This window comes from Hymenobacter metallicola (assembly GCF_004745645.1).
In the GTDB taxonomy this organism is placed as follows: Bacteria; Bacteroidota; Bacteroidia; order Cytophagales; family Hymenobacteraceae; genus Hymenobacter; species Hymenobacter metallicola.
Genome location: NZ_SRMB01000001.1, coordinates 1,477,084 through 1,503,932, shown reverse-complemented (window position 1 = coordinate 1,503,932; position 26,849 = coordinate 1,477,084). Strand labels below are relative to the sequence as shown.

Genomic DNA, 26,849 nt, shown 5'->3' with positions numbered 1-26,849 from the left:
TCACCCGTTAAAGCTTGTCAAGGTGGAAGGCTGAGCACATTTCAGAGGACGGATTGCTTCGCGTTGCTCGCAATGACACGCTTATTCTATGGTTGAAGTACAACAGCTCAGCAAAATCTTCGGGACCCAGGCCGCGGTGAATGCTATTTCCTTTTCCGTGGGCAAGGGCGAAATCCTGGGCTTTTTGGGGCCCAACGGGGCGGGCAAGTCCACCACGATGAAGATTGCCACGGGCTACTTGCCGCCCAGCCAGGGCACGGTGAAGCTGGAAGGCTACGACGTGCAGACCGACGCCCTGGAAGTGCGCCGCCGGGTGGGCTATTTGCCCGAGCACAACCCGCTCTACCTGGACATGTACGTGCACGAGTACCTCGAATTCATCGGCTCGGTGCACGGGCTCAAGGGGCAGCCGCGCCGCACCCGGGTGCAGCAGATGGTAGACCGCGTGGGCCTGGGCCGGGAGCAGAACAAGCTCATCGGGGCCTTGTCGAAAGGCTACCGGCAGCGCGTGGGTCTAGCCCAGGCCCTGATTCACGACCCCGGCGTACTGATCCTCGACGAGCCCACAACCGGCCTCGACCCCAACCAGATTGGCGAAATCCGCACCCTGATCCGGGAACTGGGCCAGGACAAGACCGTTATTTTCAGCACCCACATCCTGCCCGAAGTCACGGCCCTGTGCAGCCGCGTGGTCATCATCAACCGCGGGCAGCTCGTGGCCGACTCACCCGTAGCGGACCTGGGCGCCAAGGCCGCTGGCGAAACCATCATCCGCGCCGAGTTCGAGCAGCCCATCGACGTGGCCCCGCTGCGGGCGTTGCCCGGCATTCTGGGCGTGGATGCTGAGGCGGGCAACCGTTACCGGATCCGGGCCGCCGGTGGCGCCGATATGCGCGGGGCTATTTCCCGCTTGGCTGCCCAGCAGGATTGGATACTGCTCGGCCTGCGCCAGGAAGAACAGTCCTTGGAGCAGGTGTTTCAGTCGTTGACCAAGTGACCTTATATGGACAGTTTGACCAGGGTCGAAACTTGGCTGGAAGCTGGTAAACAGATCGGTAAATCTGCACCTGTTAAAGAGAATGGCAACATTGTTTGGTGGTCAGTCGGTGTTCAGAAATGGCAAGGAATATATAAACTCTATACTGATAGTTTCATTGAGTCTAAACCACTCGACTATGATTCTGACTCAGAAGAAATAGTGGAGGCTGCTGATTTCGAAACGCTTTCAAACTTGGTAAGTAGCAAATCGCCCTTCAAAATTGAAGAGTTGGCTCCCTTAAAGGGACAAAAAATATTTAATCCTCGCTTTTGACTTGTAAAGTAGAATGCTAGCCATCCTTCGCAAAGAATTCAATGCCTTCCTGAACTCCCCGGTGGCCTACGTGGTAATCGGGGTGTTTCTGGTGGCTACCGGCCTGTTCGTGTGGGTGTTTCCCGACAGCTCGGTGCTGGACTACGGCTACGCCGACCTGCAGACGCTCTTCAACATGGCCCCCTGGATTTTCCTGTTTCTGATTCCGGCCATTACCATGCGCACCTTCGCCGAGGAGAAAAAGGCCGGCACTATTGAGCTGCTGCTCACCCGCCCGCTCACCGACGGGCAGATAATAGGGGGGAAGTACCTGGCCTGCCTGCTGCTGGCCTTGCTGGCGCTGGTGCCTACGCTGCTCTACTACTACTCGGTGTACCAGCTCGGCAACCCCGCAGGCAACATCGACTCGGCCGCTACGGTGGGCTCGTATATCGGGCTGGCCTTGCTGGCGGCGGTGTTTGCGGCCATCGGCATTTTTGCCTCGGCCATTACCCGGGACCAAATCATTGCCTTCCTGGTGGCCGTGGTAGGCTGCTTTCTGGTGTACTCCGGCTTCGACTCCCTGGCCTCGGTCTTCGACGGGGCCCCGGCCTACTACATCAGCCAGCTCGGCATTGCCGCCCACTACCGCGACATCAGCAAGGGCCTCATCGACTCCCGCGACCTGACCTACTTCCTCAGCCTGATTGCCGGCCTGCTCGTCGCCACCCGCCTGGTGCTGCAAAGCCGCAACTGGTAACCAACTACAAACTAGTTCCCCTCCTTATTTTCAAGGAGGGGTGCCCGAAGGGCGGGGTGGTTTCGTCGTTGAACGATTACTAGTTCTAATGTTCTAGCTCTAGTCAACCACCCCGGCCTTCGGCCACCCCTCCTTTCAACAAGGAGGGGAGCTTTTAGCTCTAACTTAGCCGCCTCTTATGGCTTCTGATACGCCCGCAACTGCTGCTCCCGCCACGTCCCGCCGCCGCCGCGACCTGCTCCGCTTCTCGGCGGTAGTGGGTGCCTTGCTGCTGCTCAACTTCCTGGGTCAGCAGTTCTTTTTCCGCCTCGACCTGACTCAGGAAAAGCGCTACACCATGGCCCCGGCCACCAAAACGCTGCTCGAGAACCTCAAGCAGCCCGTGACGGTGACCGTGTACTTGGACGGCGACTTTCCGCCCGGCTTCCGCCGCTTGCAGCAGGCCGTGCGCGAAACCCTGAACGAAATGCAGGTCTACGGCGGCACCAACCTGCACTACGTCTTCGTCGACCCCTCGGCGGCCGGCACCGAAAAGGCCCGCAACGAGTACTATGCTTCTTTGCTCAAGAAAGGCCTGCGCCCCACCAACCTCGGGGCCAACGAGAACGGCAAGCGGGTCGAGAAAATCATCTTTCCCTGGGCCACGGTAGCGGCCGGGGGCAAGGAAGAACAGGTGCTGCTGCTGCGCGGCAACCAGGCCGCCCCCTCCGACGTGCGCCTCAACCAAAGCATCGAAGGCCTGGAATATGAATTGGCCAGTGCCGTGCGCAAGCTCAACCCCGGCCAGCGTAAGCGCATCGGGGTGCTCGAAGGCCACGGGGAACTCTCCAACGCCGAAGCCGGCGACATCATCGGCTCGTTGCAGCAATACTACGACGTGTTCCGCGTCGATTTGCGCAAGACCCGCCCCCAGGATTTGCGCACCCTCAGCGCCATCATCGTGGCCAAGCCCAGCACGGCCTACACCGAGCCCGAGAAGTTCAAGCTCGACCAGTTTATCACCCAGGGTGGCAACGCGCTGTTCTTCGTGGATGCCATGCGGGTGAATATGGACAGCGCCAACCGCGGCGGTATGCTGTCCTTTCCCTTGCAGCTCAACCTGGAAGACCAGCTCTTCAAGTACGGCGTGCGCGTCAACCCCGACCTGCTGCTCGACCTCAACTCGGGCGTGATTCCCTTGGTAACCGGCATGGAGGGCGACAAGCCCAAGGTCGAGCCCATGCCCTGGCAGTTTTACCCGCTCATCAACTCCTTCAGCAAGCACCCCATCACCCGCAACCTCGACGCGGTCTACACCAAGTTCATCAGCACGATTGATACCGTGAAGGCCGCGGGTATCCGCAAGACCCCGCTGCTGTTTACCTCGCGCTACACCCGCGTGCTGCCCGCGCCCGTGCCCATCAACTTCAACGACGCCCGCCTGGAGCCCAACCAGAAGCTCTACAAGGAAAGCTTCAAGCCCGTGGGCTACCTGCTCGAAGGCCAGTTTCCGTCGCTCTATGCCAACCGCGCCGAGCCTGGCACCAGCAACTTCCTGCCCGCCACCTCACCCAACGCCAAGCCTTCGAAGGTGCTGGTCATCTCCGATGGCGACTTTATCCGCTCCGAGCTGGACCCCAAAACCGGCAACCCCTACCGCCTGGGCTTCGACCGCCTGGCCAACACCGAATTCGCCAACCGCGAGCTGGTCCTCAACGCCGTCGACTACATGCTCGACGAAAGCGGCCTGATTTCGGTGCGCGGCAAGCAAATCACCCTCCGCCCCCTGGACAAGCTCAAAGTCATCGAGCAGAAAAGCCGCTGGCAGCTGCTGAATCTGGCCGCCCCGCTGGTGCTGCTGGGCGGGTTCGGGGCCGTGCGGGCTTGGCGGCGCAAGCGGCGCTACGCGTCGTTTGGCCAGTAGCGCGAACTGTGTAGTTCGCGTGCCTGAACGATAATCGTCGCTACGGCGCGGGGCACGCAGACTACACAGTTCGCGCTACTGTTTCGCGCTATAAGGCCCCGGATTCCGGCCAGTTCGACCAGTGCGTATTCGGCGGCAGTGTCGGTTGGTAGTGCCGCACGTCGCCGGTAGCCAGCACTTTGGCCAGCTGCTGCCAGGTCTCGTAGCTGCCCGGGCGGCTACTGTTCCATTCCTGTTGGGCCTGCTGAGCTAAACGCCCCTCTTGCTCACAAATAAGAGCCGCTAGGTCTTCACAACTTATACCGTGTAGGCCACCGATGTTGGTGTTGAGTTCATAGGCCCCCACAATTTCCTGATCGGTCAATACCTTGGGCGGACTCACGGTAAAGTCCTTGTGGTGCCATTCATCGAGCACGAGAACTTTGCTCAAATGGGCCGGAATGAACTTATACAGCTCCGCATCCGTGGCCCGAAATAAATCGGGGTGCTTGGTAATCAGCAAGCGGGCCAGCTCTTCCAACTCGATGCGGTCCGGTTCCAATTCTGTTAGCTCAATACCGGCCTGAGCATATTCCTCCTTATTATATTGCACCGGTACGTTCACGTCGCGTATTAACATGGTAGCGGCTGTGGGGTTCAAGAATTCCTCCGGGGCAGTTTTCTGGAAGGAGGCCTCGTCAATTGGATATACTGTGTAAGTGTTCGTAGGGCGGTTGTTGTACTGCTCCAGATTAACAAGGCAGTTGCCGTAGTAATAAATGTTGAGTTCGATAAAGCCGCCGCGGGGAGGAAAGCCTAGTATCTCCGCAGCAATAGCCCATTCATCCCCGCTGCGGAAAAGGCTTAGCCGGGTGTCAATCAGGTAGACGTAGGGGTGATTCAGAGAAATGAAATGGCAGTAGTAGCCATCATTGGCGTGGTCGAGGGCGGTGAGTACATCTTGCTCTGAAATCATAATTTGCTTGAAATACAGTCCAGCCCGTTTGCTGGCCCACAAGTCTAGTTGATTGGTTGATATGACCGGTTGCGTGGTGATGGAGATTTAACTTTCTCCTGGACCAGCATTCGAGCTTAATTCCGGAGTCTCCAGCAACTCCCGCAGCACCTGGGCCTCCCGTTCCAGCCCTGCAATTCTTGCCTCCAGCAGCTTATGGGGCCCCTGGCCGCAGTCGTAGCGCAGGCCACTGCTGGCTTCATGCTCGATCAAGGCCAGCCAGCTTTCTTCCAGAGAGGGGTTGCGTACGGCCCCGGTCCAGGTACGCAGGGCGGGCAGGGTGGCTAAGCGGGCTTCGAGGGGAGCCGCTTGTGCCCGAAGTCGCTCCAGGGCCCGGCGCAGGTTGCGGCTGCGGTGCTGGCAATAATCCAGGCGCGCTACCAGTGGATCAAGGTCCGGGGCGGGTAGGGGCAACGCGGGTGGGGCAGGAGTATTACCCTCTGGGTTGTAGACCAAGCCCTGCGTCGCCAGTACTAGGCGGGCCATTTGGAGTCCGGCCCCGTACGGCAGGTGCGGATGGCCCTGTTCAGCCAGGGCCACGCTGACGCGGGAAACGCCCAGCCAGCCGGCCAGCATTTCTTGCGTGAAGCCAAGGTGGGTACGGATAGAATCAGCCATAGCGGAAGAAAGGCAAAAGGTTGAAACAATTAGAGGCCAAACATTTTAAAATGTTTGGCCTCTAATTGTTTCAACCAGAAAGTTACGGGGGATGCCCCCGGCTTTCAGGCCGCTTCTGCCCAAAAAAGCTAGCTTAGCTAACTCTATGGCACCTACCCTGCGCAACCAGTACCAGACCGCCACGAGCTCCGCCGAGCTAGCCCAGTTCCGAGCCGCGGCCTGGCAGTTTTACCAGCCCGTGGCTCCGGTGGCAGTGGCCGCCTTTGGGCGCACCCACCAGCTGCGGCCCGGCCTCACCTTCACGCCCTTTGCCAACGCGGTGCGCTGCAACGCCCACTGCGCGTTTTGCTCGGAAGAGCTGCTGCGCCACGAGGGCCACCAGCTCACGGCCAAGCGCCTGATTAACGACTACCCGGCCTACTTCCAGCGCCTGCGCCAGGTGCTGCTCCCATTTCGGGGCTTTCCGCTGGGGCTGAGCTTGTCGGGGCTGGAAGCCACGGCCGAGCCGGTGTGGCTGCGCGAGCTGCTGGCCTGCCTCACGGGGCTGGAAGGGGAAGGCGTGGTGTTCAATGAGAAAGTGCTTTATACCAACGGCAGCGGCCTGGCCACCCAGCCTGATTTGGGTTTGGCTCTGGAAGACTTCGGCCTGAGCCGGCTCGAACTCTCGCGCTGCCACGACGACGAGGCCGTGAACCAGCAGATCATGCGCTTCAACCGCAACCAGCCCATTCGTCACAACGCCGTGTACGCGGCCACCGTGGGCTGGCTGCACCGGCATTTGTCCGTCAAAAATTCCTGCATCCTGACCCGCCTGGGCATTGCCACCCTGCCCGACGTGGAGCGTTACCTCCGGTGGGCCGCCGGGCTGGGCGTGCGGCAGGTGGTGTTTCGGGAGCTGAGCCGGCTGGAAGGCAGCTATTTGCCCAACGTCTTTACCGAGTGGATTGAGCAGAACCGCGTCCCCATCGAGCCCCTACTGACGGCCGTGGCGCCCACGCTCGAAGCCACCCGGCCCGGTTGGGAGTACGCGGGCAGCACCTTCGGCTACTATTACTACAACGAGCATTACCGCTGGCAGGAGCTGGAAGTCATTTTCGAAACCAGCAGCTACCCGGCCCTGCAGGCGGCCAATGCTACCGGCGTGCTGCAAAAGCTCATCCTGCACTCCGACGGTACCCTGTCCGGCGACTGGGACCCCGACAGCCGGGTGCTGAGCCGGGTGCCCAAACCCTCTCTCGACTACTATTACCCCTCGGCATGAGCCCCGAGCACGAGCAGCTCTACCGCCGCACCCTGCATGCGCTGGTCGAAGCCGGCCTGGAATTCTGCGTTATCGGTTCCCTGGCCTTGCGCTGGCAGTGCCCCACCCTGGCCCACTGGCCCGCCCACGATTGTGACCTGCTCGTGCCCTTCGACGTGGCGCAGTTGAACCGGCTCGTGCAGCTGTTGCAGGCAACGGGCTGGGAACTAACGCTGTGGCAGAAGCCGGTGCCGGTGCCGCTCACCGAGGCCCAGCTACGCGGCAAGTACTACCTGCGGGCCCGCTGGCAGGGCGCCATCCTCGACCTTTCCTACGAGAATGCCTTTATGCGTTGGGAAGAGTTTGCTCCGGAACGGCACTGGCAAGCGGGCCTGCCACTGGCGTCGGTACCCCATTTACTCTACCAGTGCATCCGCCGCAATACTCCGGCCGACCGGGAAATCCTGCGCCTGTGCCAGGCGGCAGGGGAGGCATCCAGCTAAAATATGGGTAGGCTCAGGCATTGAATTGTTGAGTTGGCCGGTCTGCGTATTTTGCGGGTACTAACCTTTTATGCAGTAGTTGTTCTCTATTCATTATGAAGCGGAAACAGGTCATTCTGGCCAGCCTGCTGGTCGTCGTATGCGTGCTATTGGGGGTGTTGATACGGCCGGCCTCCCACCTCTGGAAAACCCACCGCCACGATGCCAGCACCCTGGCCCGGCTGCCCCGTGGCCAAGCCGATGACATCAGCCACTTAAACAAGACCCCCGTCCGGGCCGAAATAGCCGTGGCCGCCGACACGGCCGCGGCTCTGCGCCAGTTGCGCGAATTACTGCGCTATGCCGACCAGCAGCACCTGCCCATCGCCATTGCCGGGGCCAAGCACAGCATGGGCGGCCACACCCTGGCCCCCGACGGTATCCGCCTGAACATGCTGCCCTTCCGCCACCTGCACCTCGATACGACCACCCAAGTCCTGACCGTGGGCAGCGGTGCCCTCTGGGCCGACGTCATCCCTTACCTGAACCGCTACGGCCGGGCCGTGGCCACCATGCAGTCCGACAACGCCTTTTCCGTAGGGGGTTCCCTGAGCGTGAACTGCCACGGCTGGCAGCCCAACCAGCCACCCATTGCCGGCTCGGTGGAAGCCATACGGGTACTGCTGGCCGATGGCCGGGTACTGACCTGCAGCCGCCGCCAAAACCAGCAGCTGTTTTCCCTGGTCCTGGGCGGCTACGGGCTGCTGGGTATTATCCTGGAAGCCCAGCTGCGCACGGTGCCCAACGAGCAGTATTCCTACCACCGCGTGTACGCCCCGGCCGCTACCTATCTGGAGCAATACGCGAAGCATGTGGACCGCAACCCGCGCGTGGGCCTGGCCTACGGGCGCCTCAACGTGACGCCGGACAACTTTCTGGAAGGCGTGATGCTCAACTACTTTGAGCGCGAAGGGCCGGCCCCGCGCGGTGGCTCCTTGCAGGAGCCCGGCCTGACGGACCTGAAACGGGCCATTTTTCTGGGCTCCAAGCGGGATGGGTACGGCAAACAGCTGCGCTGGAACATGGAGCGCACCTTTACCCGCACCCAGGTCGGCAATGAGTTTACCCGCAACCAGATCATGAACGAAAGCCCGGCGCTGTACCTGAACCGCACGGCTGGGCAAACCGACGTGCTGCACGAGTACTTTATTCCGCGCCGCAATTTCGACGCGTTTCGGCGGGCGTTGCAGCGCATCGTGCCCCGCCACCAGGCCGATTTGCTCAACATCACCCTGCGCAACGTTTACCCCGATAAGGATACCTTCCTGCCCTACGCCCGGGAGGAAGTGTTCGGGTTCGTCATGTTCTTCAATCAGGACATAACGCCCCAAGCCGAGCAGGATATGCAGCAACTCACTCAGGAGCTGATTGAGGCGGCCACCCGGCTGGACGGGGTTTATTATTTGCCCTACCGCCTGCACGCCACAGACACCCAACTCGAAAATGCCTACCCCATGATGCCGGAGTTTCTGCGCCTAAAGCGGCAGTACGACCCCCGCGGGCTGTTCCAGAATACGTTTTATCAGCAGTACCAGCACTTGGCGCCCGCTGCCAATGTGGCTGCTAGAAACTAGTACCGAATCGGTTCGTCGGTAACGAAGGCGGCCAGCAACTCGTGCAGCGACGAGACGTTGGTTTCGGCAATAGCGGCGGAATATGTTGGGGCAGCCGGGTTCAGGTAGCCAGCCAGGTAGGTCAAGTCCCCCGGGTGCACCGATTTAAAGCCCATGGACCACTGCGAGAAGTTGCGGCGCGGAATGGGCCCGTCGGCCAGCTTGGTCACGTCGTAGTGGCGCAGGTCCTGCTCGATGCGGGCGAAGATGTATTCTACCTCCTCTTCGGGGCCCTCCAGCACCTGAATAATGTTCGAGTCACAGTAGAGTAGCACGCCGGTCAGGTCGTGGCTGTGGTTCCAGGCGCGCGACTGCACCAGCAGCGCTTCGAGTTCGGGTTGGCTTAGGGGGGCAGTTACGTTGCTCTGGTAAACCAGGTGGTAGTGGGACGCGGCAGGCATGCGGTGCAAATACATATAGGATATCTACAAGTAAAAAGATTTGCCGCATCTGCGCAATGGTCGGGTCAATTTAAATACAACCTGGCCGCCGGGCTAGTGAAAAAAGCTTAGTACCGGATGGATTCGTCGGTTAGAAAAGAGGCCAGCAGCGCGTGCAGGGTGCTGGTATCGGTTTCGGGCACGGTAGGCGGAAAGGAGGGGGCGGCCGGGTTCAGATAGCATGCCAGGTGCTGAAAGTCCTCGGGATGGACGGCCTTAAAGCCCATCGACCAAGTAGAGAAGCTCCGCCGGCGGATGGGGCCATCCGTGAACTTGATGACGTTGTGATGCCGCAGGTCACGCTCAATGCGGGCGTAGATACCCTGCACGGCTTCTTCCGACCCCTCAAGCACCTGCATAAACCGCCCTTCACAATAAAGCAGCACGCCGGTCAGGCCGTGTTGTTGATTCGTGGCGCGGGCCTGCACCAGCAGTTCCTCCAGGTCTTGCTCAGTAGGCATACCGGTTGCTGTGCTCTGGTACGCTAAGTGGTATAGGGAAGCAGGAGGTGATAAAAGCATAGTGCAGAACCAATAACCCTTCTTAAAGAACCACTATTTCGGCAAGAACTCAATGGTTGAGTTGAATGAATAGGCTGAACTGGGCCGGGCCGCCCACTTTGGCCCTGCGGGCCTGGTCCCGCAATGACGATAACCCGCCCGCTCGGTCACTAGAAAACCCGGTTGCGGTTTCCTATCTTTGTCCTCTACTTTACACCGCCAGCCAACCCCGCCTATATGAAGTTTATCGTATCGTCTTCCGCCTTGCTCAAGCAGCTGCAGAGCATCAATGGCGTGGTGACCAACAACCCCGTGGTGCCGATTCTGGAGAACTTTCTCTTTGAAATCGAGGATGGCAAACTGACGATTACGGCCTCCGACCTGGAGACCAGCATGATTACCGAGCTGCCCGTGGAAGCCCGCGAGAGTGGCCGCATTGCCGCCCCGGCCCGCATCCTGCTCGACACCCTGAAGAACCTGCCCGACCAGCCCGTGACTTTCACCCTGGACGAGGAAACCTATACCATTGAAATTGCCTCGGCCAACGGCCGCTACAAGCTGGCCGGCGAAAACGCTACCGACTTCCCCCGCGTGCCCGTGGTAAAAGGTTCGGCCCCGATTGAGATTCCCTCTTCGTCGCTGCAGCGCGCCATCAACAAGACCATCTTCGCTGTTAGCACCGACGAGCTGCGCCCGGCCATGACCGGCATTCTGGTGCAGCTGGCCGACGCCCAGGTAACCTTTGTGGCCACCGACGGCCACCGCCTGCTGCGCTACCGCCGCTCCGACGTGGGTGCCGGCCAGACGGCCAACCTGATTATTCCCCGCAAGGCTTTTAATCTCTTGAAAGGTGCCCTGCCCTCCGAGGCAACTACCGTGCGCGTCGAGTTCAACAATTCCAATGCCTTCTTCAGCTTCAACCAGATGCGCCTCGTGTGCCGCCTGATTGACGAGCGCTACCCCGATTACGAAAACGTAATTCCGGTCAGCAACCCCAACAAGCTCATCATCAGCCGCTCGGAGTTCCTCAACTCGGTGAAGCGCATCATGATTTACTCGAACAAGACCACCCACCAGGTGCGCCTACGCCTGGCCGGCTCCGAGCTGACCATTTCGGCCGAAGACCTCGACTTCAGCAACGAGGCCAATGAGCGCCTGGCCTGCCAGTACGAGGGCGAGGACATGGAAATCGGCTTCAATGCCCGCTTCCTGTCCGAGATGCTTTCTAACATCGACTCCGAGGAAATCACCCTGGAGCTGAGCACCCCCAACCGCGCCGGCCTGCTCATGCCCACCGTCGCCGACGACAACGAAAGCATCCTGATGCTGGTCATGCCGGTGATGCTGAACAACTACGTGTAAGCTCGGTTTACTGGGCTCAGTAGCACATTCGCAAAACAAAAACCATCTGTCATCCTGAGCTTGCGAAGGACCTTATCACGAAAGGACGAGTCGTAACAACGGCTTATGTTCAACTGAAATAAGGTCCTTCGCAAGCTCAGGATGACACACTTTTTTACAAGAACATCCTTCCGATGAAAAAATCTGAAATCCGCTTCAGCATTGCCCTCGATGACCAGAAAGTACCCGAGGCCATCAGCTGGACGGCTACCGACGCGGGGCCCGATATTCACTTTGCCAAGGCCATCAACATTGCCCTCTGGGACCGGGACGAGCGCGGCACGATGAAAATTGACCTGTGGACCAAGGAAATGCCCGTCGACGAGATGAAGCGCTTCTACGTGGACACCATGGGTGCCATGGCCGAAAGCCTGATTACGGCTACCAACGACACGGAAATGGCCACCAAAATGCGCAACCTCTGCCGCGAGCTGACCGACTACCTCAACAAGCAGGAAGCCGAGCAGCGCTAAGGGCGCAGCGACGCGTACTAGCGTCTGGCCGTTGAGCACCATTCGTTCAACCGGCGCAAAGGACAAGACGCCAGTATGCGTCTCTACCCCGTTCTGACTCAACAGAAAAGCCCCGCCGGAGCAATCCAGCGGGGCTTTTTCTATACCTGGGAACCAGCAGAATCTAGCGGCCGGTTTCGGCGCCCGATGTACGGGCCGGGCCAATGGTGGCACCGCGACTGCTGGCGGGCAGCGGGTTCTGCACCGACTTTACAAACACTGCATTAGTTTGCTTGGCGTAGTCCTTGTCGTATTTGTAGAAATCCTCGCGGGAGTCGTAGTAGGCGCTATACTGGGAATTGCTCAGTACTCCGCGCAACTCTTGGTCCCGCTCGCGGCACACCAAGCCGCACTGCTCATCGATCAGCCGAGGGTTACCGGCATTCTTCTGCTCAATAGCCGCCATTTTAGCTACCTTATCTTCGTTAATGGCGCGCAGACGAGTGGACTGGTAGCCATTGAGCCGCAGGTCGCGGGCCATCTGGTCGGAGAGGCGCTTGGCGCGCTCCTGTACCGCGCTTAGGCGAGGCGTGGTCTTGGTTTTGTCCTGAGGCTGAACTATAGCGGGCTTCTGCTGAGCCTGCGCGCCCAGCGTTGCGGCCAGAATCAGCGCGGCGGTGGCAAGTTGATTTCGCATGGTCTAGAAGCGTTTGATTGATAAATAAAAAGCTGCCATTCAGCCGAAAAGAGTGCCTCAGCGCCTGGCAGGTATGTAAGGCTAACGAAAAACTGTGCCAGCGAGTTCGGGTAAGATAAGGTGCTCAAGCGCTAAGGTAGAAAGCCAAGAGCAATGCGGCAGCTGCGAGAAATGAGTCAGGGCGAGCAGTGCAAAGCCAGCGTCCTCGGAAATGAGCGCAGCCTTCCAAGCTAAAAAGCCCTTTGCTACACGCGGTAGCAAAGGGCTTTCTGGTAAAAAATCGTGTCGCAGGACGCAGCGGACGTGTGCCCGCGCTTCGTTCGCAGGGATAAGTCTGGGGCGTTAGCACATTCCCCCGCTTCCGCACCTTAAAAGGTGTTTTTCCACATCATAGACTCGACGGGCTTGTCGGTGCGGTCGTTGTATTTGGCGTTGGCTTTACGGTTGTAGAAGGTTTGCACATCACCCTGCACGGCGAAGTAAATGAGCTGGCCGATGGGCATGCCTGCGTATACGCGCACCTGTTGGGTTACGGAAATTTCCAGGGTCCAGGTATTGCAGAAACCAACGTCGCCCTTGCCGGCAGTTGCATGGATATCGATACCCAGGCGACCTACGCTCGACTTCCCTTCCAGGAAGGGAACCTGCGCGTGGCTTTCGGTATATTCCTCCGTGACGCCGAGGTACAGTACGCCGGGCTGCAGCACGAAGCCCTCTTCAGCGGGTATTTCAAACACGTCAATTTGGTTGTGTTTGCGCGCATCCAGCACGTTGTCGCGGTAGGTGGCTAGGTAGCGGCCTAGGTGCACATCATAAGAATTCGTACCCAGGCAGCTGGGGTCGTAGGGTTCAATGACGATGTTGCCGCGCTCAATTTCGGCCAGGATCTGCTGATCGGTAAGAATCATGGAAAGGGGGAGTGATTAATGCGGAGGGGTGAATGCCGTGCTGGGATACCTGCCGACAGCGCAGGAGTTGCTATGTGATGCAACATTCAACCATAGAGGTTACTCGGGGTCATCTTCGTCGCCGTAGCGGTCCTGGGGCAGCGAGCCAGCAGGGCGCTTGCGGGGGCGGCCGCCGTCCGACTGCCGCTCTTCCAGTTCCTCGGCTAGGCCATCGAGACGGGCCCGCAGATCGGGCAACACGGTGGTGATGAGGTAGAACAGGAGCAGCGCCGAGGTGGCCGACAAGATCAGGGCCAGGTAGTCGACCCAGTCGTGACGGACGGAGATATCCAACGGTCGTACGGCCCCGGAAGGAGCTGGGCGGGAGCTGCTTAACGTCTCCGGCTGGGGCTCGGGGTCTTCCACAGGAGCCGAGGTGGCAGGTACCGCGTCGATATCGGCGGGCGGTACGGCGGCTTCATCCACGGCTACGTCTTCCGGGTTGGGGTCTTCTGAGGCGTTGAATTGGGCCGAGGCCTGCTTGATGGCCCGCTGCAGGGAGCGAATCAGGGCGACCCGCTCGTCGCGGGGCAGGACGCGGATAAAGAACTCGAAGTTCTTGTCGACTAGTAGGGAATTGAGTTGCTTCTCGAACTCCGCCAAATCGGTGCGGCCCTTGCCGAAGCGGCCTTTGAATCGCTCCGACACGTCGTTATAGTTCAAGAACAGCTTCTTCAGGCTGGCATTGCCGCCGTACCCGTCAAACTCCTTGCGGGCCTTGTGGCTACGCAACGTGACCGGAAACTTATTGCGGGTAAACGACTTGTCGTACACCGTTTCCATAGTCCGGAAGTTGAGTTCGTCTACGGTACGGTTGAACAGACGTTTGTTGGCAACGGCCGGCGCTTCTACCTGGGCATGCAAGGGGCCCAGGGAGGCGACAAGCAGGAAAACAAGGGAGAAAAGAACTCGGAAATGGCGCATGGCAGCAAAGCAGATTGGGCGCAAAGGTAACCGGTTGCCGGCGTGGTTCGGAAAAGCAGCGAAAAAACTGTGCATTTCGCCAAATGGCCTCGACTCGTTCGGCTGAATTTCGAAGGGTAGGCAGCGGAATCAAGGATATGCTACTGAGCTGTTTGAAAGAAAAAGCGTCATTGCGAGCGAAGCGCGGCAATCCGTCCTCTGAAATGTGCTGAGCTTCCTAAAGTGAAAAACCCTTTCCTGCTCATGCGGGAAAGGGCTTTCTGGTAAAAGAACGAGTCGTACTGCGCAGAGGACGGATTGCCGCGCTTCGCTCGCAATGACAGGCTATGGGGGGGTGCAGGTAGAAGCAGGGGAGCGTAGTCGAGTTGTTTGGCAATGCCTACGCGACTATGCCTCTTTGCCTCCCGAAATACTTACAGCCCGTGCGCCTCGCGCATCGACTCGCGGCAGGCCGTCAGGTACTGGTCGACCAGCTCGTCGGTAATAGCTGTGGACACGAACAGGGCCTCGTACTGGGCCGGGGCCAGGTAGATGCCGCGGTGCAACATGGCGCGGAAGTAGCGGCCGAAAGCTTCGGTATCGGAAGTTTTGGCGTCTTCCAGGTTGTTGACGGGTGAGCTGGTAAAGAACACGCTAAACATCGAGCCCACCTGGTTGACGGTGTAGTTCAGGCCCAGGTCGGCGGCAATCTGGCGGGTGCCGTCGGCAATGCGGGTAGTGATGCGCTCCAGCTCGGGGTAGAGCTCGGGGTGTTCCTGCAGGTACGTGAGCTGGGCAATGCCGGCAGCGGTGGCAATCGGGTTGCCGGAAAGCGTACCAGCCTGGTACACCTTGCCAGCAGGGGCCACGCAGTCCATAATGTCCTGGCGGCCACCGTAGGCACCCACGGGCATGCCGCCCCCGATGATTTTACCCAGAGTCGTCATATCGGGCGTGATGCCGTAAAGCTCCTGCGCCCCGCCGCGGGCCAGGCGGAAACCCGTCATCACTTCGTCGAAAATCAGGACAACACCATGCCGGGTGCACAGCTCACGCAGGCCCTGCAGGTAGCCTTCGGCGGGTGCTACCAGGCCCATGTTGCCGACCACTGGCTCCAGAATCAGGGCGGCTACCTGGTCTTGGTTGACTTCAAGAGCCTGACGAGCTGCTGCCAGGTCGTTGTAGGGAACCGTGATGGTGTCCTGGGCCACGCCTTCGGTGACGCCGGGCGAATCGGGAGTGCCCAGGGTGAGGGCGCCGCTGCCGGCGGCAATCAGAAAGGAGTCGCCGTGGCCGTGGTAACAGCCCTCAAACTTGATGATCTTGTTGCGGCCGGTGTAGCCCCGAGCCACGCGGATGGCCGACATGGTAGCTTCCGTGCCCGAATTTACCAGCCGAACCTTTTCGATGCTGGGCACCATTTTCTTGATCAGCTCGGCCATTTCAACTTCGCGGCGCGTGGGGGCGCCAAACGACAACGAACCCTGAATAGCCTCCTGCACGGCATTGAGCACAACTTCCGGTGCGTGGCCCAGAATCATGGGGCCCCAGGAGTTGATAAAGTCCAGGTAGCGGTTGCCATCCACGTCGGTGAGCCAGGCACCCTTGGCCGACTTCATGAATACGGGGTGGCCACCCACGGCCCGGAAGGCGCGCACGGGCGAATTGACGCCGCCGGGGATATGGTCTTTGGCCCGCGTGAACAGAGCGTCGGAAGTGGAGAGGTTGAGCGTGGCCGCGGGAGCAGAAGAATTCATAGGAAAAAGCAGGTAAAAGCGGGCAGCAAGTCCGCTACTAGAGGTATTGAAGAAGAGTGTCCGTACTATAACCTAGCGGAGGCCCACGGGGTTCTGTACTTCTACTTCCAGTCGTTCGAGCTTGGTAAAAGGCACGTACTGGTTGTCGTGGGCCCCGCTGGGGTAGCCGATTCCCTGGAAGATGGAGCCAGAAACCGGCCCCGAGGAAGCCAGATTCTGCTGGAAACCGGGCCCGTGCAGGTGGAGCTGAGAGCCAAAATAGTACAGCAACTCGAAGCCGGTGAAGGCAAACACCGACGGCGGCAGGTTTTGGCGCTGCAGGTAGAGCTGGCGGAAGCGGCGCACGCCGTAGGCCGTTTTATCCAAGTACTTCGGGTGCACAAAAAAGACGTCGCGCGAGTCGAGTTGGCCCAGGCTCACGCGCGAGTTGTCAAGCCAGGATGCGTAGGTGAGCAGGGGCAGCCGGGCCCCCTGGGCCTGCATGATGCCCAAGGTATAGGGACCCGCCTTGCGGTGGTCGGAGGCTACGACCAGATGCCCGACGGTTTTTAAGTCAATGCCCGCAAAGCCCGCGTTGAGGGACTCTTCCACGTCGGAGTTGATGCGGCGCAGCTGCAGGACCTTGCCGCCCAGCGCTTCGTAGGCCGTTTTGTAGGCCTGCCCGAAAGCGGCTTCGTCTTTGGTGTCTTCGTAGAGTACTACGGCCGTGCGGCTGGTGAAGCGCGACATGGCAAACTGGGCCGCCTGCTTGGCCTGGGTCACGGTACTGGGCTCAAACAAATAGTGCCACCCGTTATCCTGCACCAAGTCCGCGTCCTGCGACAAGGGGTTGATGCAGATAATCTGCTTTTGCTGGGCGTAGCGGGCCAGAATCTTACTGCCCGACTTGTACACAGGGCCGATAATCAGGTCCATGGAGGCCAGTTCGGGCAGGGCCAGTACTTGCTTGAGTTGAAGCGTGTCGGCGCCGGTATCGTAGGAAAACAGTTGAATCGGGCGGCCCTCCCGCTGCAAGGAATCCTGGGCCAGCCGCATCCCCGCGTACAGGTCCGTTACAAACTGGTTTTTGCGCTGCTTCTCCCAGCTAGGGTCGTTAAACTCGAAGGGTAGGAGCACGGCCACATTGTAGCTGCTTTTCTTCTGGGCTTTGGGCCGGGGCGTGTAACGGGTCCGGTCGAGGCCCAGCTGGGTCACGAGCTGGTCGAGGGTGGCTTTGTCGGCGTCGGTATACCAGCCCCCGGCCACCAGCTTATCGGCGTAGGCCCGGGCCACGGCCGCGTCCTGAGGGTAATTTTGCAACAGGGTTTGCAACTGTACTTTGTCCTTGACCCGGGGCAGGTACACGGCTTTCATAGCCTCCCGCTCCGCGCTCAGCTTATCGGCCGGTATCTGGGCCAGAATCTTCAGGGCGTTGTCGGCTTCTCCCAACTCGAAAGAAACCTGCCCCTGCAGAAAAAAGGCTTCGGCCAGATTCGGCCAGGTGGGGTACTCGTTGCGCAGCAGATTCAGCATTTGCTCGGCCTCGGCCCACTTCTTGGCCCGGGTAGCGGCTACGGCATATAGGTAGGCCGCCTCCGGCCCCCGCTCAAATCTGGCCGCGGGGGGCGTGAGCGGCTCCAGCTCCTGCATGGCCAAATCGTAGCGGGCTTGGGTAATCAGGGTTTTGCCGTTCTGGTAGCGCACCGCTGGGTTGCTCGAGCCCATGTTGGCTGGCAGGGGCGGGCCGGTCGGCTTGGCCGGAGCAGGTTTGGCCGCCGACGGGGAAGCCGTAGGAACGGCTTTGGCAGGAGCGGCTGTAGAACTCGTCGCAGGCTTGGTTGTGGCGGGCGTGGAGGTAGCTTTGGCAGGCGCAGTGGTCGTGCTGGCCTTGGGTGCGGGAGTGCTACGCGGGGGCACTGAGCCAGGCTTAGCAGGAGCGGGGGCCGAAGCAGCCGGGGTTTTCTTGGGTGGCGCTTGGGTTGAAGTAGCCGGGCGGGAGGTAGGCTGCTGAGCCTGAGTGGGAAAACCCATGGCCAACCCAGAACACAACGCAAACAATCGCAGGGCGCAAAAATGCCTCATACCAGAGGAACCAAAGAGTAAAAAGAAAAAAAGCCGCTACCGGTTGCGCCAGGGCAACTCGGGTCACGGTGACAAAGGTACGCAGGAAGCGCAAGGAAGATCTTGGTGGTGGATTTAGATATTAAAGCTATTTAATGTGATATTAAAACTATTTAATGTAATAGTAAAGCTATTATTTGCGTTCCAGGTTTTATCTTTGCGCCGCTGGACGAGAGTAAGTGGGCATTTGGCCGGTGCGCTTGCTTGGTTTGCCGGCCTGCCGAGTCAGCCGCCTTTATTTCGTTTCCGATGACTACTTCCCTGCGCATTGACCTCAACGAGAACATCTACCTGCGGGACCCCCAGGTGACGGATCTGGGCCGCCGCTTGGTGGCGGAGAGCGTGAAGCTGATCGACGAGATTGGGTTCGAGCAGTTCACCTTCAAAAAGCTGGCGCAGCGCATCGATTCTACCGAGGCCTCGCTCTACCGCTATTTCGAAAATAAGCACCGCCTGCTGGTGTATCTGGTGTCGTGGTACTGGGCTTCCCTGCGCTTTCAGATTCGCTTTCATACCCACAACCTGGCCGAGCCCCGCCAGCGCCTGCGCCTGGTGCTGCAGATTCTGACCCGGGCCCACTACGACGACCCAACGACGCCCCTGCTGGACGAAGCGGCCCTGTACCGGGTGGTGGTCAATGAGGCGTCCAAGTCGTACCTGACCCGGGAGGTAGACGAGGACAACAAGGCCGGCTTATTTCGGGAGCACAAGGGCTTGGTGGCCGATGTGGCCGCTATTGTGGAGCAGATCAAGCCCGACTATGCCTACCCGCACGCCCTGGCAAGCACCCTGCTGGAGGCGGCGCGCAAGCAGCTGTTCTACGCGCAGCACCTGCCTTCGCTCACCGACGCTAAAGCCCAGGAAACCACCGAAACTGATATCCTGGCCTTTCTGGAAGGGTTGGCTTTCGGGGCACTGTGCTGAGGCTGCCCGCCCACCTAGCCCGTTTGTACATGGGCGCCGCTTGCTTCACAAAGACCCGTATTTCCCCTCCTGCTTACTTTACTTTCCGTCGTTATGGCTGAGCATTCGTCTTCCCTAACCCCGAGCCAGCGCCTGTTCCGGCTGCTGGCCTCCGAGCGTCGCGACATTACCTATTTATATGTGTACGCGGCCCTGGCCGGCCTCATCAGCCTTACGCTCCCGTTGGGTGTGCAGTCCGTTATTGGGTTCGTGAGCAGCGGCGCCATCAGCACTTCCCTGATAGTGCTTATTGGTTTTATCGTGCTGGGGACTTTGCTGGTGGGGGGCTTGCAGGTAATGCAGATCTATCTGGTAGAGTTTATGCAGCAGCGGCTGTTTGCTCGTATGGCCCTGGATTTTGCCGTGCGTTTGCCCCGGGTCCGCACCGAGTCGCTGAACGGGCAGTACCTGCCCGAGCTGATGAACCGCCTGCTCGACGTGCCTACCCTGCAAAAAGGCTTGGCAACGCTGCTGGTCGAGTTTTCGGCTGCGGCCCTGCAAATCCTGTTCGGCCTGCTGCTGCTCTCGTTTTACCACCCCATTTTCATTGCCTTTGGCGGCCTGCTGGTGCTGCTGCTGGCTTTGCTGCTGCGCTTTAGCGGCCCCAAGGGACTGAGTACCAGCTTGGCCGAGTCGAAGTACAAATACCGGGTCGTGGCCTGGCTGGAAGACGTGGCCCGCACGGTGTACACGTTCCGGCACTCGCCACGGCAGGAACTGGCCCACACCCGCACCGACGAGCTGGTGGAAGGCTACATTACCGCCCGCCAAAGCCACTTTCGGGTGCTGCTTACCCAATACCTGGGCTTTGTCGGCTTCAAAACGTTTATCACCGCCACCCTGCTGATTCTGGGCTGCTGGCTGCTAATCAACAAGCAAATTAACATTGGCCAGTTCGTAGCCGCCGAAATCATCATCATCATGACGATTTCTGCCGTCGAAAAAGTCTTGCTCAAGCTCGACGTCGTCTACGATGCGTTGACTTCCATCGACAAAATCGGGCATGTGCTCGACTTGCCGGTGCTGACGCCTACTCCCGGCGCCGGCCTGAAGCTGCCCGAGTCGCAGGCGGGCCTGAGTGTGGAGCTGCGCCACTTGACGTACGAATACCCGGGCGGCCAAAAGCAGCCGCTGCGGGGCGTGTCGCTGGAGCTGGCCCCGGGTGAGCACCTGGGCCTGGCCGGCTTCGATGGCTCGGGCAAAACTACCTTGCTGCGCGTGATGGCCGGGCTGCTGCACGGCTACACCGGGGTGGTGGCCTACGATGGGCTGGCTCTGCAGGATATTCAGGCCGAAACCCTGGGCCGTGTGGTGGGCGACAATATCTCGCACCAGAACCTGTTTGAGGGCACTCTGCTCGAAAACCTGACCCTGCGGCAGCCCACCATCAGTGCCGGGGACGTCACCTGGGCCCTGGAGCTGGTGGGCCTGCGTGACGATATCTACGCCCGGCCCCTGGGCCTGAATACCCCGCTGGGCATTGGCACCCCCCTGGCCGACAGCATGCGGCAAAAGCTGCTGCTGGCCCGGGCCCTGGTGCGCCGCCCTCGCCTGTTGCTGCTCGACCATTTTCTGCCCGGGGTGGAGCCAGCCGAGGCCCTACGGATTCTCAAGCGCCTGCTGGAGCCGGCCCAGGCCTGGACGGTGGTACTGGCCTCCAACGACCTGCGCCTGTTGGTGCACTGCCCCCGCCTAGCCCTGCTCCGGGAAGGCGAGCTGGTTGCCGACGGGCCCTACGCCTCTATTGTGAAGCAAGCGGAGTTCCAGGAGCTACTGGCCTAAGTCAGGCCACACGCTTCTCGCTTTTCGCTGATTCCCAACGCTAACTTCCCTTTACATGCCTTTTGCAGAAAAACCTCTTGACGAAACCAGTCCGTTTACGAGCCGCTTCCGCTCGTATCAGCGGGTGCAGACCCCGCAGGCGGGCCGCACACTGGCACGCTGGGCGGCCGGGTTAGGCGCATTGGTATTCCTGGCCGGCTTTATGCCCTGGACCCAAAATATTCGCTCGGCCGGGGCCCTAACTACCCTGCGGCCCCAGGACCGACCCCAGACGGTGCCCAGCACCATTGCGGGCCGCATCGAGCGGTGGCAGGTGCAGGAGGGCCAGGCGGTCAAGAAGGGCGACACGCTGGTTGCCATTGCCGAAATCAAGGACAAGTACTTCGACCCCGAGCTGCTGCAGCGGACCCGCGAACAGCTGGAAGCTAAAATAGCCTCTCTGCGTGAAAACAAAGCCAAGGGCGCGGCCCTCGAAGCGCAGCAGGTAGCCCTGCGCAGCGGCCTGCAGGTAAGCCTGGAAAAAGCCCGTAATAAGGTTACGCAGACCCGGTTGAAAGTGAATTCGGATGAGGCGGAGCTCCGAGCCGCTACCAACGACTTCGACATTGCCCGCCAGCAGCTGACCCGCCAGGAAAACCTGTACCAACAGGGGCTCAAGTCGCTGACCGAGCTGGAGCAGCGCCGCCTGAAGTTCCAGGAAAGCACGGCCAAGCGCCAGGCCGTGGAAAACAAGCTGGCCGCCAGCCGGCAGGAGCTGCAGAATGCCCAGCTCGAGCTCTCGTCGCTGCAGGCCGAGTACCAGGACAAGCTGGCTAAATCCGAGTCGGACCGCCGCTCCACGACCGGCTACCAGTTCGACACGGAAGGCCAGATTGCCAAGATGCGCAATGAGCTGGCCAGCCTCAGCATCCGGGCGGGGTACTACCATATTACGGCTCCGCAGGATGGGTTCGTGGTGCGTGCCCTAAAGGAAGGTCTGGGCGAAATCGTGAAGGAAGGCGAGCCGGTCGTGACGGTAATGCCCAAGGCCCCGGCCCTGGCGGCCGAACTCTACGTGCAGCCCATGGATATTCCCCTGCTGAGCGTGGGCCGCAAGGTGCGTCTGCAGTTCGACGGCTGGCCGGCCCTGGTGTTTAGCGGCTGGCCCGGCACCAGCTACGGTACGTTTGGTGGGGTCGTGGCCGTCATCGACAACATTGATTCCCAGGGGCAATACCGCATCCTGGTGACACCCGACCCCGAGCTGGAGCCCTGGCCCCGGCCGCTGCGCGTGGGCTCGGGTGTGTACGGCTGGGCTCTGCTCGACGACGTGCCCATCTGGTACGAACTGTGGCGGCAGCTCAACGGCTTCCCGCCCAACTTTGTGGGTGGCCCCGCCAAGGACGACAAAGCGGGCAAAACCGCCAAAACCGCCAAAACCGACAAGGCTTCGAAAGCCGGTGGGAGTGAGGAGGACGAAGCCAAATGAGGATGCTTGTCTTCGTGCTGCTGGGCAGCCTGTTGCTGGGCAACAAGGTGGCCGCCCAGCCCCTGGCCCGCCCGGTGCAGCCAGGAGCCGCGCCCGACTCGGCCGGCCTGATCTTCTCCCTGGCCGATTTGCTCACCTTCGTGACGCTACGCCACCCAGTAGCCCGGCAAGCGGCCTTGCTGCCCGAACGGGCCCAGCAGGAAGTACGCTACGCCCGGGGCCTGTTCGACCCCAATGCCACCAGTAAATACTATGGTAAAACCTTCGGCGGCAAGGAGTACTTTCACGACTGGGACACCCAGCTGCGGGTGCCGCTGTGGTTTGGGGCCGATATTAAAGCGGGCTTTGAACGGGGCACCGGCACGTACGTGAACCCGGAAAACTATACGTCGCCGGCCGGGCTGAGCTACGTGGGCTTGTCGGTGCCGCTGGCGCAAGGCTTGCTCATCGATGAGCGGCGGGCGGCGGTGCGCCAGGCGCAGGCCTTGCGCGGGCTGGCCGAGGCCGAGCGGCGCGGGGCGCTGAATAAACTCGTGTTGCAGGCCGCGAAAGACTACTGGGACTGGAGCCTGAACCACCAGCGCCTGACGTTGCTGAGCTACAACGCCGACCTGGCTCAGGTGCGTTTTCGGGCCGTGCGGGAGCGGGTGCGGCAGGGCGACCTGGCCGCTATCGACTCGGTGGAGGCCCTGACGGAGCTGCAAAACCGGCAGGCGACGCTGGCCCAGGCCCGGGTTCAGTGGCGCAACGCCACGCTGCTGCTCAGCAACTACCTCTGGAATGAGCAAAACCAGCCCGTGGAGCTGCCCGCTACCGTGCGGCCCCAGCCTCTGCTTACCCGTTGGCCCACGCTGCCGCCCGATTCGGTGGCCGCGCTCAGCGAGCTGGCCCGCCGGATTCATCCTGACTTGCAGAAAAGCCGGGCCAAGCTCAGCCAACTCACCGTGGAGCGGCGCCTGCTGACCAACAAGCTGCTGCCCAAACTCTCCCTCGATTACAACCTGCTGCAGGCCGGTCAGCCGTTTAGTGCCGAAAAGCCGGCCAGCTTGAATGGGAGCTACCTGCAAAACAACTACAAGCTCGGCGTCAGCTTTGCCTACCCGCTGCTGCTGCGCCAGGAACGCAGTAAGCTGCAGCTCAACCGGTTTAAGCTCCAGGAAACCGAGCTGAGCTTGCAGCAGGATACACGCGCAGTGGAAACAACGGTGCGCACCGTGGCCAACGACTGGGAGGCCCTGCGCGAGCAGCTGGCCCTGCAGGAGCAAATCGTGGCGAATGCCGAGCGGATGCGCCTAGGGGAGCAGATCCGGTTTGAAAACGGGGAAAGCTCCGTGTTTTTGCTGAACACCCGGGAATCTTCGCTGGTAAGTGCGCGCCTGAAACTGGCCGAGCTGCAAGCCAAGTACGCCCAGACCCAGGCTACGCTGCGCTGGGCCGCGGGCGGAGTGCCACCCGCCGATAATGAGTAATGTACCTGGCAGAGTTGCTCTGCCAACTTTACAAAAGAAGCCTGGGTAGGAGTATAGTATACCCCGAATTGGGGTAGAATTACGTACTTGCCCGTAGTTCTCAAGTAGTACCTATGTTAACTGCAGCTGCCTTTTCCCGGCTCGAATTGCGTCAGCGCCTGCACCTGCTGCTGGTACTGGGGGCTTGCCTGGCATTGAGCGTGGGGCTGGTGGCCTTCCGGGTTTTTCTGACCCAACAAATCTACTTTGTCTTCTTGCTCTGGAACCTGCTGCTGGCGCTTATTCCCTTCGGTCTGAGCACTATGCTGGGCTTGGCGGCCGGGCCGGTGCGGGCCCGGGTGCTGGTGCCGGTCGGGGCGGTGTGGCTGCTTTTTTTTCCGAATGCGCCCTACCTGCTCACCGACCTGTTTCACCTCGAGCCCCGCAGTGGGGTGCCCTATTGGTACGACCTGATTTTGCTGCTAACCTGCGCCTGGACCGGGCTGCTACTCGCCTACGCTTCCCTGCTGGATATGCAAACCCTGGTACAGCGCCGCCTGGGCACGGCCATCAGCTGGGGCTTTGTGGTCGTGGCTCTGCTGCTCAGTAGCTTTGGGATATACCTGGGGCGGTTTCTGCGGCTCAACAGCTGGCACGTAGTAACCAATCCGCTGACTTTTTTCTACGATATTCTGACCCGGGTGCTGCACCCGGCGGCCCACCCGCGTACCTGGGGCGTAACGCTGCTGTTCGGGGTGTTTCTGGTGTTGGGCTACAGCACCGTGCGTCTGCTGGGGCGCCTGCGGCCGGCTCCGGCCGAGGCTTAGGCGGTGGTAAAGAGAATGGTGAGAAGAAGCGCGGGCCGTACCAGCCAGCAAAGAACCTGTATTTTGCAGCCTTAGCCCTCTGTATGCTCTCTATCGTACCGCCTACTCCCGCCGGCCCCGCCATGTCGTGGCGCCAGCTGCTCTCGCGCCGCCGTTACCCCGACCAGCCCCAACTGCATATCGTCGGCGACACACCCGCGGTGCGCGGGGCCTTCGTGGCCGACTACGACCGGGTGGTGTTCAGCTCTGCCTTTCGGCGCCTGCAGCGCAAAACCCAGGTGATGCCGCTGCCCGAAACCGACTTTGTGCATACCCGCCTTACGCATTCGCTCGAAACAGCCTGCGTGGGCCGTTCTCTGGGGCGCCTAGGGGGCCGCAAGCTGCTGGAAGCCGACCCCGAGCTGGCCCAGGAGCTGCCCACCCTCGACCATGACTTCGGCGATATTGTGGCCGCCGCCTGCCTAACCCACGATATTGGCAATCCGCCCTTTGGTTACTCGGGCGAGCATGCTATTTCCGCCTACTTTGCCAGCCCCGAAGCCGCCGCCTACGTGCGGACCATCTCGGAGGCCGAGCGGGCCGATTTGCAGCAGTTTGAAGGGAATGCCGCCGGCTTTCGGATGCTTACCCACACCTACGCCGCCCACAGTACCGGCACGGCCGGCCTGGGCCTGACGTATGCCACGCTCGGCGCTTTTTCCAAGTATCCGCGGGCGTCAGTGCTGGATGCGGAGGCGCAAACGGGTGGGGTCAGTGAAAAGCGCTACGGGTATTTTCAAAGTGAAAAGGCCCGGTTTCGGCACGTGGCTACTGAGCTGGGCCTGCTGCCGAAAGGAAACCCGGGCAGCGGGCTGTACCACCGCCACCCGCTGGCATTTTTGGTCGAAGCCGCCGACGACCTCTGCTACCGCATCATTGATTTTGAAGATGGCCTCAAGCTCGGCTTGATTGACCCGCAGTTGGGGCTCAGTCTGTTGCGCTCCATGCTCAATGACCCGCCCGGCCGCCCGGCCAGCATTCAGTGGCACGATTGGCGCGAGGAGCTGGGCTACGTGCGGGCCCGTCTGATTGGCCGGCTGGTTGCGGAAATTGCCGACCTCTTTGCCCTGCACGCCCCGGCCATGCTCACGGGCCAGTACGACCAGCCCCTGATCAAGGAGCTGGACTGCTGGCACGAGCTGCACGAAGTCGAGATGCTGTCGGTGGAGAAGCTCTACCGGAGCCGGCCCGTGCTCGAAATCGAGGCCGCCGGTTTTGAAGTACTCGGGGGCCTACTCGACGCCTTTTTGCACGCCACCTTCGACCCGCAGCGCAGCCACCGCTCCCGCAAGTTGCTCGACCTGCTGCCCGCGCAGTTTCGCGCCGTGGGCCCGCAGCAGGAGGCCACGGCCTACGAGCAGATTATGCTCCTCACCGATTTTGTGGGCAGCATGACCGACCAGAACGCCCTGAGCCTGTACCGTACCATTAAAGGCATTGCGTTGCCCAAAGGCTATTGAGGCGCGGAATGAATGCTGGCCAGCTGATCCAAGAGCTGAAATAAAAAGACTCGCCCGGCGGCCAGCTCGGTCACGCGCCAGCGCAGGTCGGGGGCTGGTTGTACCCAGGGCCCCGGCTCTAGCTCGTGTCCATCGTGGTGCAGCATGTCGAGCAGAATGGCCGGTGTGAGCTCGGGGTGAAACTGCAGGCCCACCAGCCGGTCGGCCACGGAAAAAGCCTGCAACTCGCAGGCGGCTGACGAAGCCAGGTGTGCCGCCCCGGGCGGTAGGTCGAAGGTGTCGCCGTGCCAGTGCAACACGGTCAGGGGTGTGCTCAGGTGGCTGAAAAGGGGACTGGTTGCCGCGGCCGGGCTGGGCTGAAGGGGCCAAAAACCAATTTCCAATGCCTTGTTCCGGTATACCCGGGCGCCGAGGGCATCGGCCAGGAGCTGAGCACCCATGCAAATGCCCAGCACCACTTTACCGGCCGCAATGGCCGCCCGGATGAACTGCTTTTCCGGTTTCAGCCACGGATACTGCCCTTCTTCGTGCACTCCCATAGCCCCGCCCAACATCACCAGCCAGTCAAAATCGGCCAGGGCCGGAAAGCGGGGCTCCGGTTCGTGCAGGTGGGTGTAGCTCCAGGAGTAGCCATAGGAAGCGGCCCACTCCATCATGGAGCCGGGCGTTTCAAAGGCTGCGTGCTGTAGGCAATGAAGGCGCAT

General features: G+C 60.7%; 25 protein-coding genes. 15 read left to right on the top strand and 10 right to left on the bottom strand.

All coding sequences use genetic code 11. The features are described from left to right. Positions 1-88: 88 nt before the first annotated feature. The 4 genes from gldA to gldG all read left to right on the top strand — a co-directional run bounded on the left by gldA (position 89) and on the right by gldG (position 3,954). Positions 89-997 carry a gliding motility-associated ABC transporter ATP-binding subunit GldA gene (gene gldA / locus E5K02_RS06390; RefSeq protein ID WP_135393178.1) on the top strand — a complete coding sequence of 303 codons (909 nt, stop codon included), beginning with the start codon at positions 89-91 and terminating at the stop codon, positions 995-997. A gap of 6 nt (positions 998-1,003) precedes the next feature. Next, positions 1,004-1,312 carry a hypothetical protein gene (locus tag E5K02_RS06385; protein WP_135393176.1) on the top strand — a complete coding sequence of 103 codons (309 nt, stop codon included), beginning with the start codon at positions 1,004-1,006 and terminating at the stop codon, positions 1,310-1,312. Between the two features lie 13 nt (positions 1,313-1,325). Then, entirely contained in the window at positions 1,326-2,051 is a 726-nt protein-coding gene (gldF, locus tag E5K02_RS06380) for a gliding motility-associated ABC transporter permease subunit GldF (RefSeq protein ID WP_135393174.1), read from the top strand. 178 nt (positions 2,052-2,229) lie between these two features. Then, the gene (gldG, locus tag E5K02_RS06375) at positions 2,230-3,954 is read left to right on the top strand and encodes a gliding motility-associated ABC transporter substrate-binding protein GldG (RefSeq protein ID WP_135393172.1); all 1,725 of its coding nucleotides are present in this window, start codon (positions 2,230-2,232) and stop codon (positions 3,952-3,954) included. Positions 3,955-4,042: 88 nt separating this feature from the next. Here the strand turns inward: gldG and E5K02_RS06370 are convergent, their stop codons facing one another. Further along, positions 4,043-4,909, bottom strand: coding sequence for a DUF7003 family protein (locus E5K02_RS06370; RefSeq protein WP_135393170.1), 867 nt, complete (start codon positions 4,907-4,909; stop codon positions 4,043-4,045). Between the two features lie 87 nt (positions 4,910-4,996). Then, on the bottom strand, positions 4,997-5,566 hold the full coding sequence (locus E5K02_RS06365; RefSeq protein WP_135393168.1) for a hypothetical protein: 570 nt from the start codon (positions 5,564-5,566) through the stop codon (positions 4,997-4,999). Positions 5,567-5,711: 145 nt separating this feature from the next. Between E5K02_RS06365 and E5K02_RS06360 the strand changes: the two genes are divergently transcribed. The 3 genes from E5K02_RS06360 to E5K02_RS06350 all read left to right on the top strand — a co-directional run bounded on the left by E5K02_RS06360 (position 5,712) and on the right by E5K02_RS06350 (position 8,922). Further along, on the top strand, positions 5,712-6,827 hold the full coding sequence (locus E5K02_RS06360; protein WP_135393166.1) for a radical SAM family protein: 1,116 nt from the start codon (positions 5,712-5,714) through the stop codon (positions 6,825-6,827). After that, on the top strand, positions 6,824-7,309 hold the full coding sequence (locus tag E5K02_RS06355; protein ID WP_135393164.1) for a hypothetical protein: 486 nt from the start codon (positions 6,824-6,826) through the stop codon (positions 7,307-7,309). Before E5K02_RS06360 ends, E5K02_RS06355 begins: the two co-directional genes overlap by 4 nt. Positions 7,310-7,404: 95 nt before the next feature. Then, positions 7,405-8,922, top strand: coding sequence for an FAD-binding oxidoreductase (locus tag E5K02_RS06350; protein WP_135393162.1), 1,518 nt, complete (start codon positions 7,405-7,407; stop codon positions 8,920-8,922). On the opposite strand, the gene E5K02_RS06345 is transcribed toward E5K02_RS06350, so the two are convergent. Together E5K02_RS06345 and E5K02_RS06340 are read right to left on the bottom strand one after the other, a co-directional pair. Further along, a complete protein-coding gene (locus E5K02_RS06345; protein WP_167856305.1) occupies positions 8,919-9,362 on the bottom strand; it encodes a BLUF domain-containing protein in 444 nt (147 codons plus the stop codon). The two genes, E5K02_RS06350 and E5K02_RS06345, sit on opposite strands and share 4 nt — an antisense overlap. A 107-nt stretch (positions 9,363-9,469) precedes the next feature. Further along, complete coding sequence (locus E5K02_RS06340; RefSeq protein WP_135393158.1) at positions 9,470-9,922, bottom strand: BLUF domain-containing protein; 453 nt, start codon at positions 9,920-9,922, stop codon at positions 9,470-9,472. A gap of 216 nt (positions 9,923-10,138) precedes the next feature. Here E5K02_RS06340 and dnaN point away from each other — a divergent pair, with 216 nt between their 5' ends. Next, positions 10,139-11,263 (top strand): DNA polymerase III subunit beta, encoded by a 1,125-nt coding sequence (dnaN, locus tag E5K02_RS06335; RefSeq protein WP_135393156.1) that lies wholly within the window; start codon positions 10,139-10,141, stop codon positions 11,261-11,263. 173 nt (positions 11,264-11,436) lie between these two features. Next, entirely contained in the window at positions 11,437-11,775 is a 339-nt protein-coding gene (gene gldC, locus E5K02_RS06330) for a gliding motility protein GldC (protein ID WP_135393154.1), read from the top strand. A gap of 163 nt (positions 11,776-11,938) precedes the next feature. Here the strand turns inward: gldC and E5K02_RS06325 are convergent, their stop codons facing one another. The 5 genes from E5K02_RS06325 to E5K02_RS06305 all read right to left on the bottom strand — a co-directional run bounded on the left by E5K02_RS06325 (position 11,939) and on the right by E5K02_RS06305 (position 18,068). Continuing rightward, on the bottom strand, positions 11,939-12,451 hold the full coding sequence (locus tag E5K02_RS06325; protein ID WP_135393152.1) for a hypothetical protein: 513 nt from the start codon (positions 12,449-12,451) through the stop codon (positions 11,939-11,941). Positions 12,452-12,819: 368 nt separating this feature from the next. Next, positions 12,820-13,359 (bottom strand): dCTP deaminase, encoded by a 540-nt coding sequence (dcd, locus tag E5K02_RS06320; protein ID WP_135393150.1) that lies wholly within the window; start codon positions 13,357-13,359, stop codon positions 12,820-12,822. 99 nt (positions 13,360-13,458) lie between these two features. After that, complete coding sequence (locus E5K02_RS06315; RefSeq protein WP_135393148.1) at positions 13,459-14,322, bottom strand: hypothetical protein; 864 nt, start codon at positions 14,320-14,322, stop codon at positions 13,459-13,461. A 413-nt stretch (positions 14,323-14,735) separates the two neighbouring features. Beyond that, positions 14,736-16,058: a glutamate-1-semialdehyde 2,1-aminomutase gene (gene hemL / locus E5K02_RS06310; RefSeq protein ID WP_135393146.1), complete on the bottom strand. Its 1,323-nt coding sequence runs from the start codon at positions 16,056-16,058 to the stop codon at positions 14,736-14,738. A gap of 72 nt (positions 16,059-16,130) precedes the next feature. Beyond that, entirely contained in the window at positions 16,131-18,068 is a 1,938-nt protein-coding gene (locus tag E5K02_RS06305) for an ABC transporter substrate-binding protein (RefSeq protein ID WP_135393144.1), read from the bottom strand. A 339-nt stretch (positions 18,069-18,407) separates the two neighbouring features. Here E5K02_RS06305 and E5K02_RS06300 point away from each other — a divergent pair, with 339 nt between their 5' ends. The 6 genes from E5K02_RS06300 to dgt all read left to right on the top strand — a co-directional run bounded on the left by E5K02_RS06300 (position 18,408) and on the right by dgt (position 26,145). After that, entirely contained in the window at positions 18,408-19,082 is a 675-nt protein-coding gene (locus E5K02_RS06300) for a TetR/AcrR family transcriptional regulator (protein ID WP_135393142.1), read from the top strand. A 93-nt stretch (positions 19,083-19,175) separates the two neighbouring features. Then, entirely contained in the window at positions 19,176-20,903 is a 1,728-nt protein-coding gene (locus tag E5K02_RS06295) for a peptidase domain-containing ABC transporter (RefSeq protein ID WP_135393140.1), read from the top strand. Positions 20,904-20,958: 55 nt separating this feature from the next. Next, complete coding sequence (locus tag E5K02_RS06290; protein WP_135393138.1) at positions 20,959-22,371, top strand: HlyD family secretion protein; 1,413 nt, start codon at positions 20,959-20,961, stop codon at positions 22,369-22,371. After that, on the top strand, positions 22,368-23,840 hold the full coding sequence (locus E5K02_RS06285; RefSeq protein WP_135393136.1) for a TolC family protein: 1,473 nt from the start codon (positions 22,368-22,370) through the stop codon (positions 23,838-23,840). The genes E5K02_RS06290 and E5K02_RS06285 overlap by 4 nt, the downstream gene beginning before the upstream one ends. A gap of 113 nt (positions 23,841-23,953) precedes the next feature. Continuing rightward, positions 23,954-24,646 (top strand): DUF1361 domain-containing protein, encoded by a 693-nt coding sequence (locus E5K02_RS06280; protein WP_135393134.1) that lies wholly within the window; start codon positions 23,954-23,956, stop codon positions 24,644-24,646. 83 nt (positions 24,647-24,729) lie between these two features. Further along, the gene (dgt, locus tag E5K02_RS06275; protein ID WP_240737171.1) at positions 24,730-26,145 is read left to right on the top strand and encodes a dGTP triphosphohydrolase; all 1,416 of its coding nucleotides are present in this window, start codon (positions 24,730-24,732) and stop codon (positions 26,143-26,145) included. Here the strand turns inward: dgt and E5K02_RS06270 are convergent. Then, the gene (locus tag E5K02_RS06270; RefSeq protein ID WP_135393132.1) at positions 26,139-26,849 is read right to left on the bottom strand and encodes a type 1 glutamine amidotransferase; all 711 of its coding nucleotides are present in this window, start codon (positions 26,847-26,849) and stop codon (positions 26,139-26,141) included. The two genes, dgt and E5K02_RS06270, sit on opposite strands and share 7 nt — an antisense overlap.

Bases quoted from the DNA above. Each gene is read 5' to 3' on its own strand.
- gldA (WP_135393178.1), top strand. From the start codon at position 89: ATGGTTGAAGTACAACAGCTCAGCAAAATCTTCGGGACCCAGGCCGCG.
- E5K02_RS06385 (WP_135393176.1), top strand. From the start codon at position 1,004: ATGGACAGTTTGACCAGGGTCGAAACTTGGCTGGAAGCTGGTAAACAG.
- gldF (WP_135393174.1), top strand. From the start codon at position 1,326: ATGCTAGCCATCCTTCGCAAAGAATTCAATGCCTTCCTGAACTCCCCG.
- gldG (WP_135393172.1), top strand. From the start codon at position 2,230: ATGGCTTCTGATACGCCCGCAACTGCTGCTCCCGCCACGTCCCGCCGC.
- E5K02_RS06370 (WP_135393170.1), bottom strand. From the start codon at position 4,909: ATGATTTCAGAGCAAGATGTACTCACCGCCCTCGACCACGCCAATGAT.
- E5K02_RS06365 (WP_135393168.1), bottom strand. From the start codon at position 5,566: ATGGCTGATTCTATCCGTACCCACCTTGGCTTCACGCAAGAAATGCTG.
- E5K02_RS06360 (WP_135393166.1), top strand. From the start codon at position 5,712: ATGGCACCTACCCTGCGCAACCAGTACCAGACCGCCACGAGCTCCGCC.
- E5K02_RS06355 (WP_135393164.1), top strand. From the start codon at position 6,824: ATGAGCCCCGAGCACGAGCAGCTCTACCGCCGCACCCTGCATGCGCTG.
- E5K02_RS06350 (WP_135393162.1), top strand. From the start codon at position 7,405: ATGAAGCGGAAACAGGTCATTCTGGCCAGCCTGCTGGTCGTCGTATGC.
- E5K02_RS06345 (WP_167856305.1), bottom strand. From the start codon at position 9,362: ATGCCTGCCGCGTCCCACTACCACCTGGTTTACCAGAGCAACGTAACT.
- E5K02_RS06340 (WP_135393158.1), bottom strand. From the start codon at position 9,922: ATGCTTTTATCACCTCCTGCTTCCCTATACCACTTAGCGTACCAGAGC.
- dnaN (WP_135393156.1), top strand. From the start codon at position 10,139: ATGAAGTTTATCGTATCGTCTTCCGCCTTGCTCAAGCAGCTGCAGAGC.
- gldC (WP_135393154.1), top strand. From the start codon at position 11,437: ATGAAAAAATCTGAAATCCGCTTCAGCATTGCCCTCGATGACCAGAAA.
- E5K02_RS06325 (WP_135393152.1), bottom strand. From the start codon at position 12,451: ATGCGAAATCAACTTGCCACCGCCGCGCTGATTCTGGCCGCAACGCTG.
- dcd (WP_135393150.1), bottom strand. From the start codon at position 13,359: ATGATTCTTACCGATCAGCAGATCCTGGCCGAAATTGAGCGCGGCAAC.
- E5K02_RS06315 (WP_135393148.1), bottom strand. From the start codon at position 14,322: ATGCGCCATTTCCGAGTTCTTTTCTCCCTTGTTTTCCTGCTTGTCGCC.
- hemL (WP_135393146.1), bottom strand. From the start codon at position 16,058: ATGAATTCTTCTGCTCCCGCGGCCACGCTCAACCTCTCCACTTCCGAC.
- E5K02_RS06305 (WP_135393144.1), bottom strand. From the start codon at position 18,068: ATGGGTTTTCCCACTCAGGCTCAGCAGCCTACCTCCCGCCCGGCTACT.
- E5K02_RS06300 (WP_135393142.1), top strand. From the start codon at position 18,408: ATGACTACTTCCCTGCGCATTGACCTCAACGAGAACATCTACCTGCGG.
- E5K02_RS06295 (WP_135393140.1), top strand. From the start codon at position 19,176: ATGGCTGAGCATTCGTCTTCCCTAACCCCGAGCCAGCGCCTGTTCCGG.
- E5K02_RS06290 (WP_135393138.1), top strand. From the start codon at position 20,959: ATGCCTTTTGCAGAAAAACCTCTTGACGAAACCAGTCCGTTTACGAGC.
- E5K02_RS06285 (WP_135393136.1), top strand. From the start codon at position 22,368: ATGAGGATGCTTGTCTTCGTGCTGCTGGGCAGCCTGTTGCTGGGCAAC.
- E5K02_RS06280 (WP_135393134.1), top strand. From the start codon at position 23,954: ATGTTAACTGCAGCTGCCTTTTCCCGGCTCGAATTGCGTCAGCGCCTG.
- dgt (WP_240737171.1), top strand. From the start codon at position 24,730: ATGCTCTCTATCGTACCGCCTACTCCCGCCGGCCCCGCCATGTCGTGG.
- E5K02_RS06270 (WP_135393132.1), bottom strand. From the start codon at position 26,849: ATGCGCCTTCATTGCCTACAGCACGCAGCCTTTGAAACGCCCGGCTCC.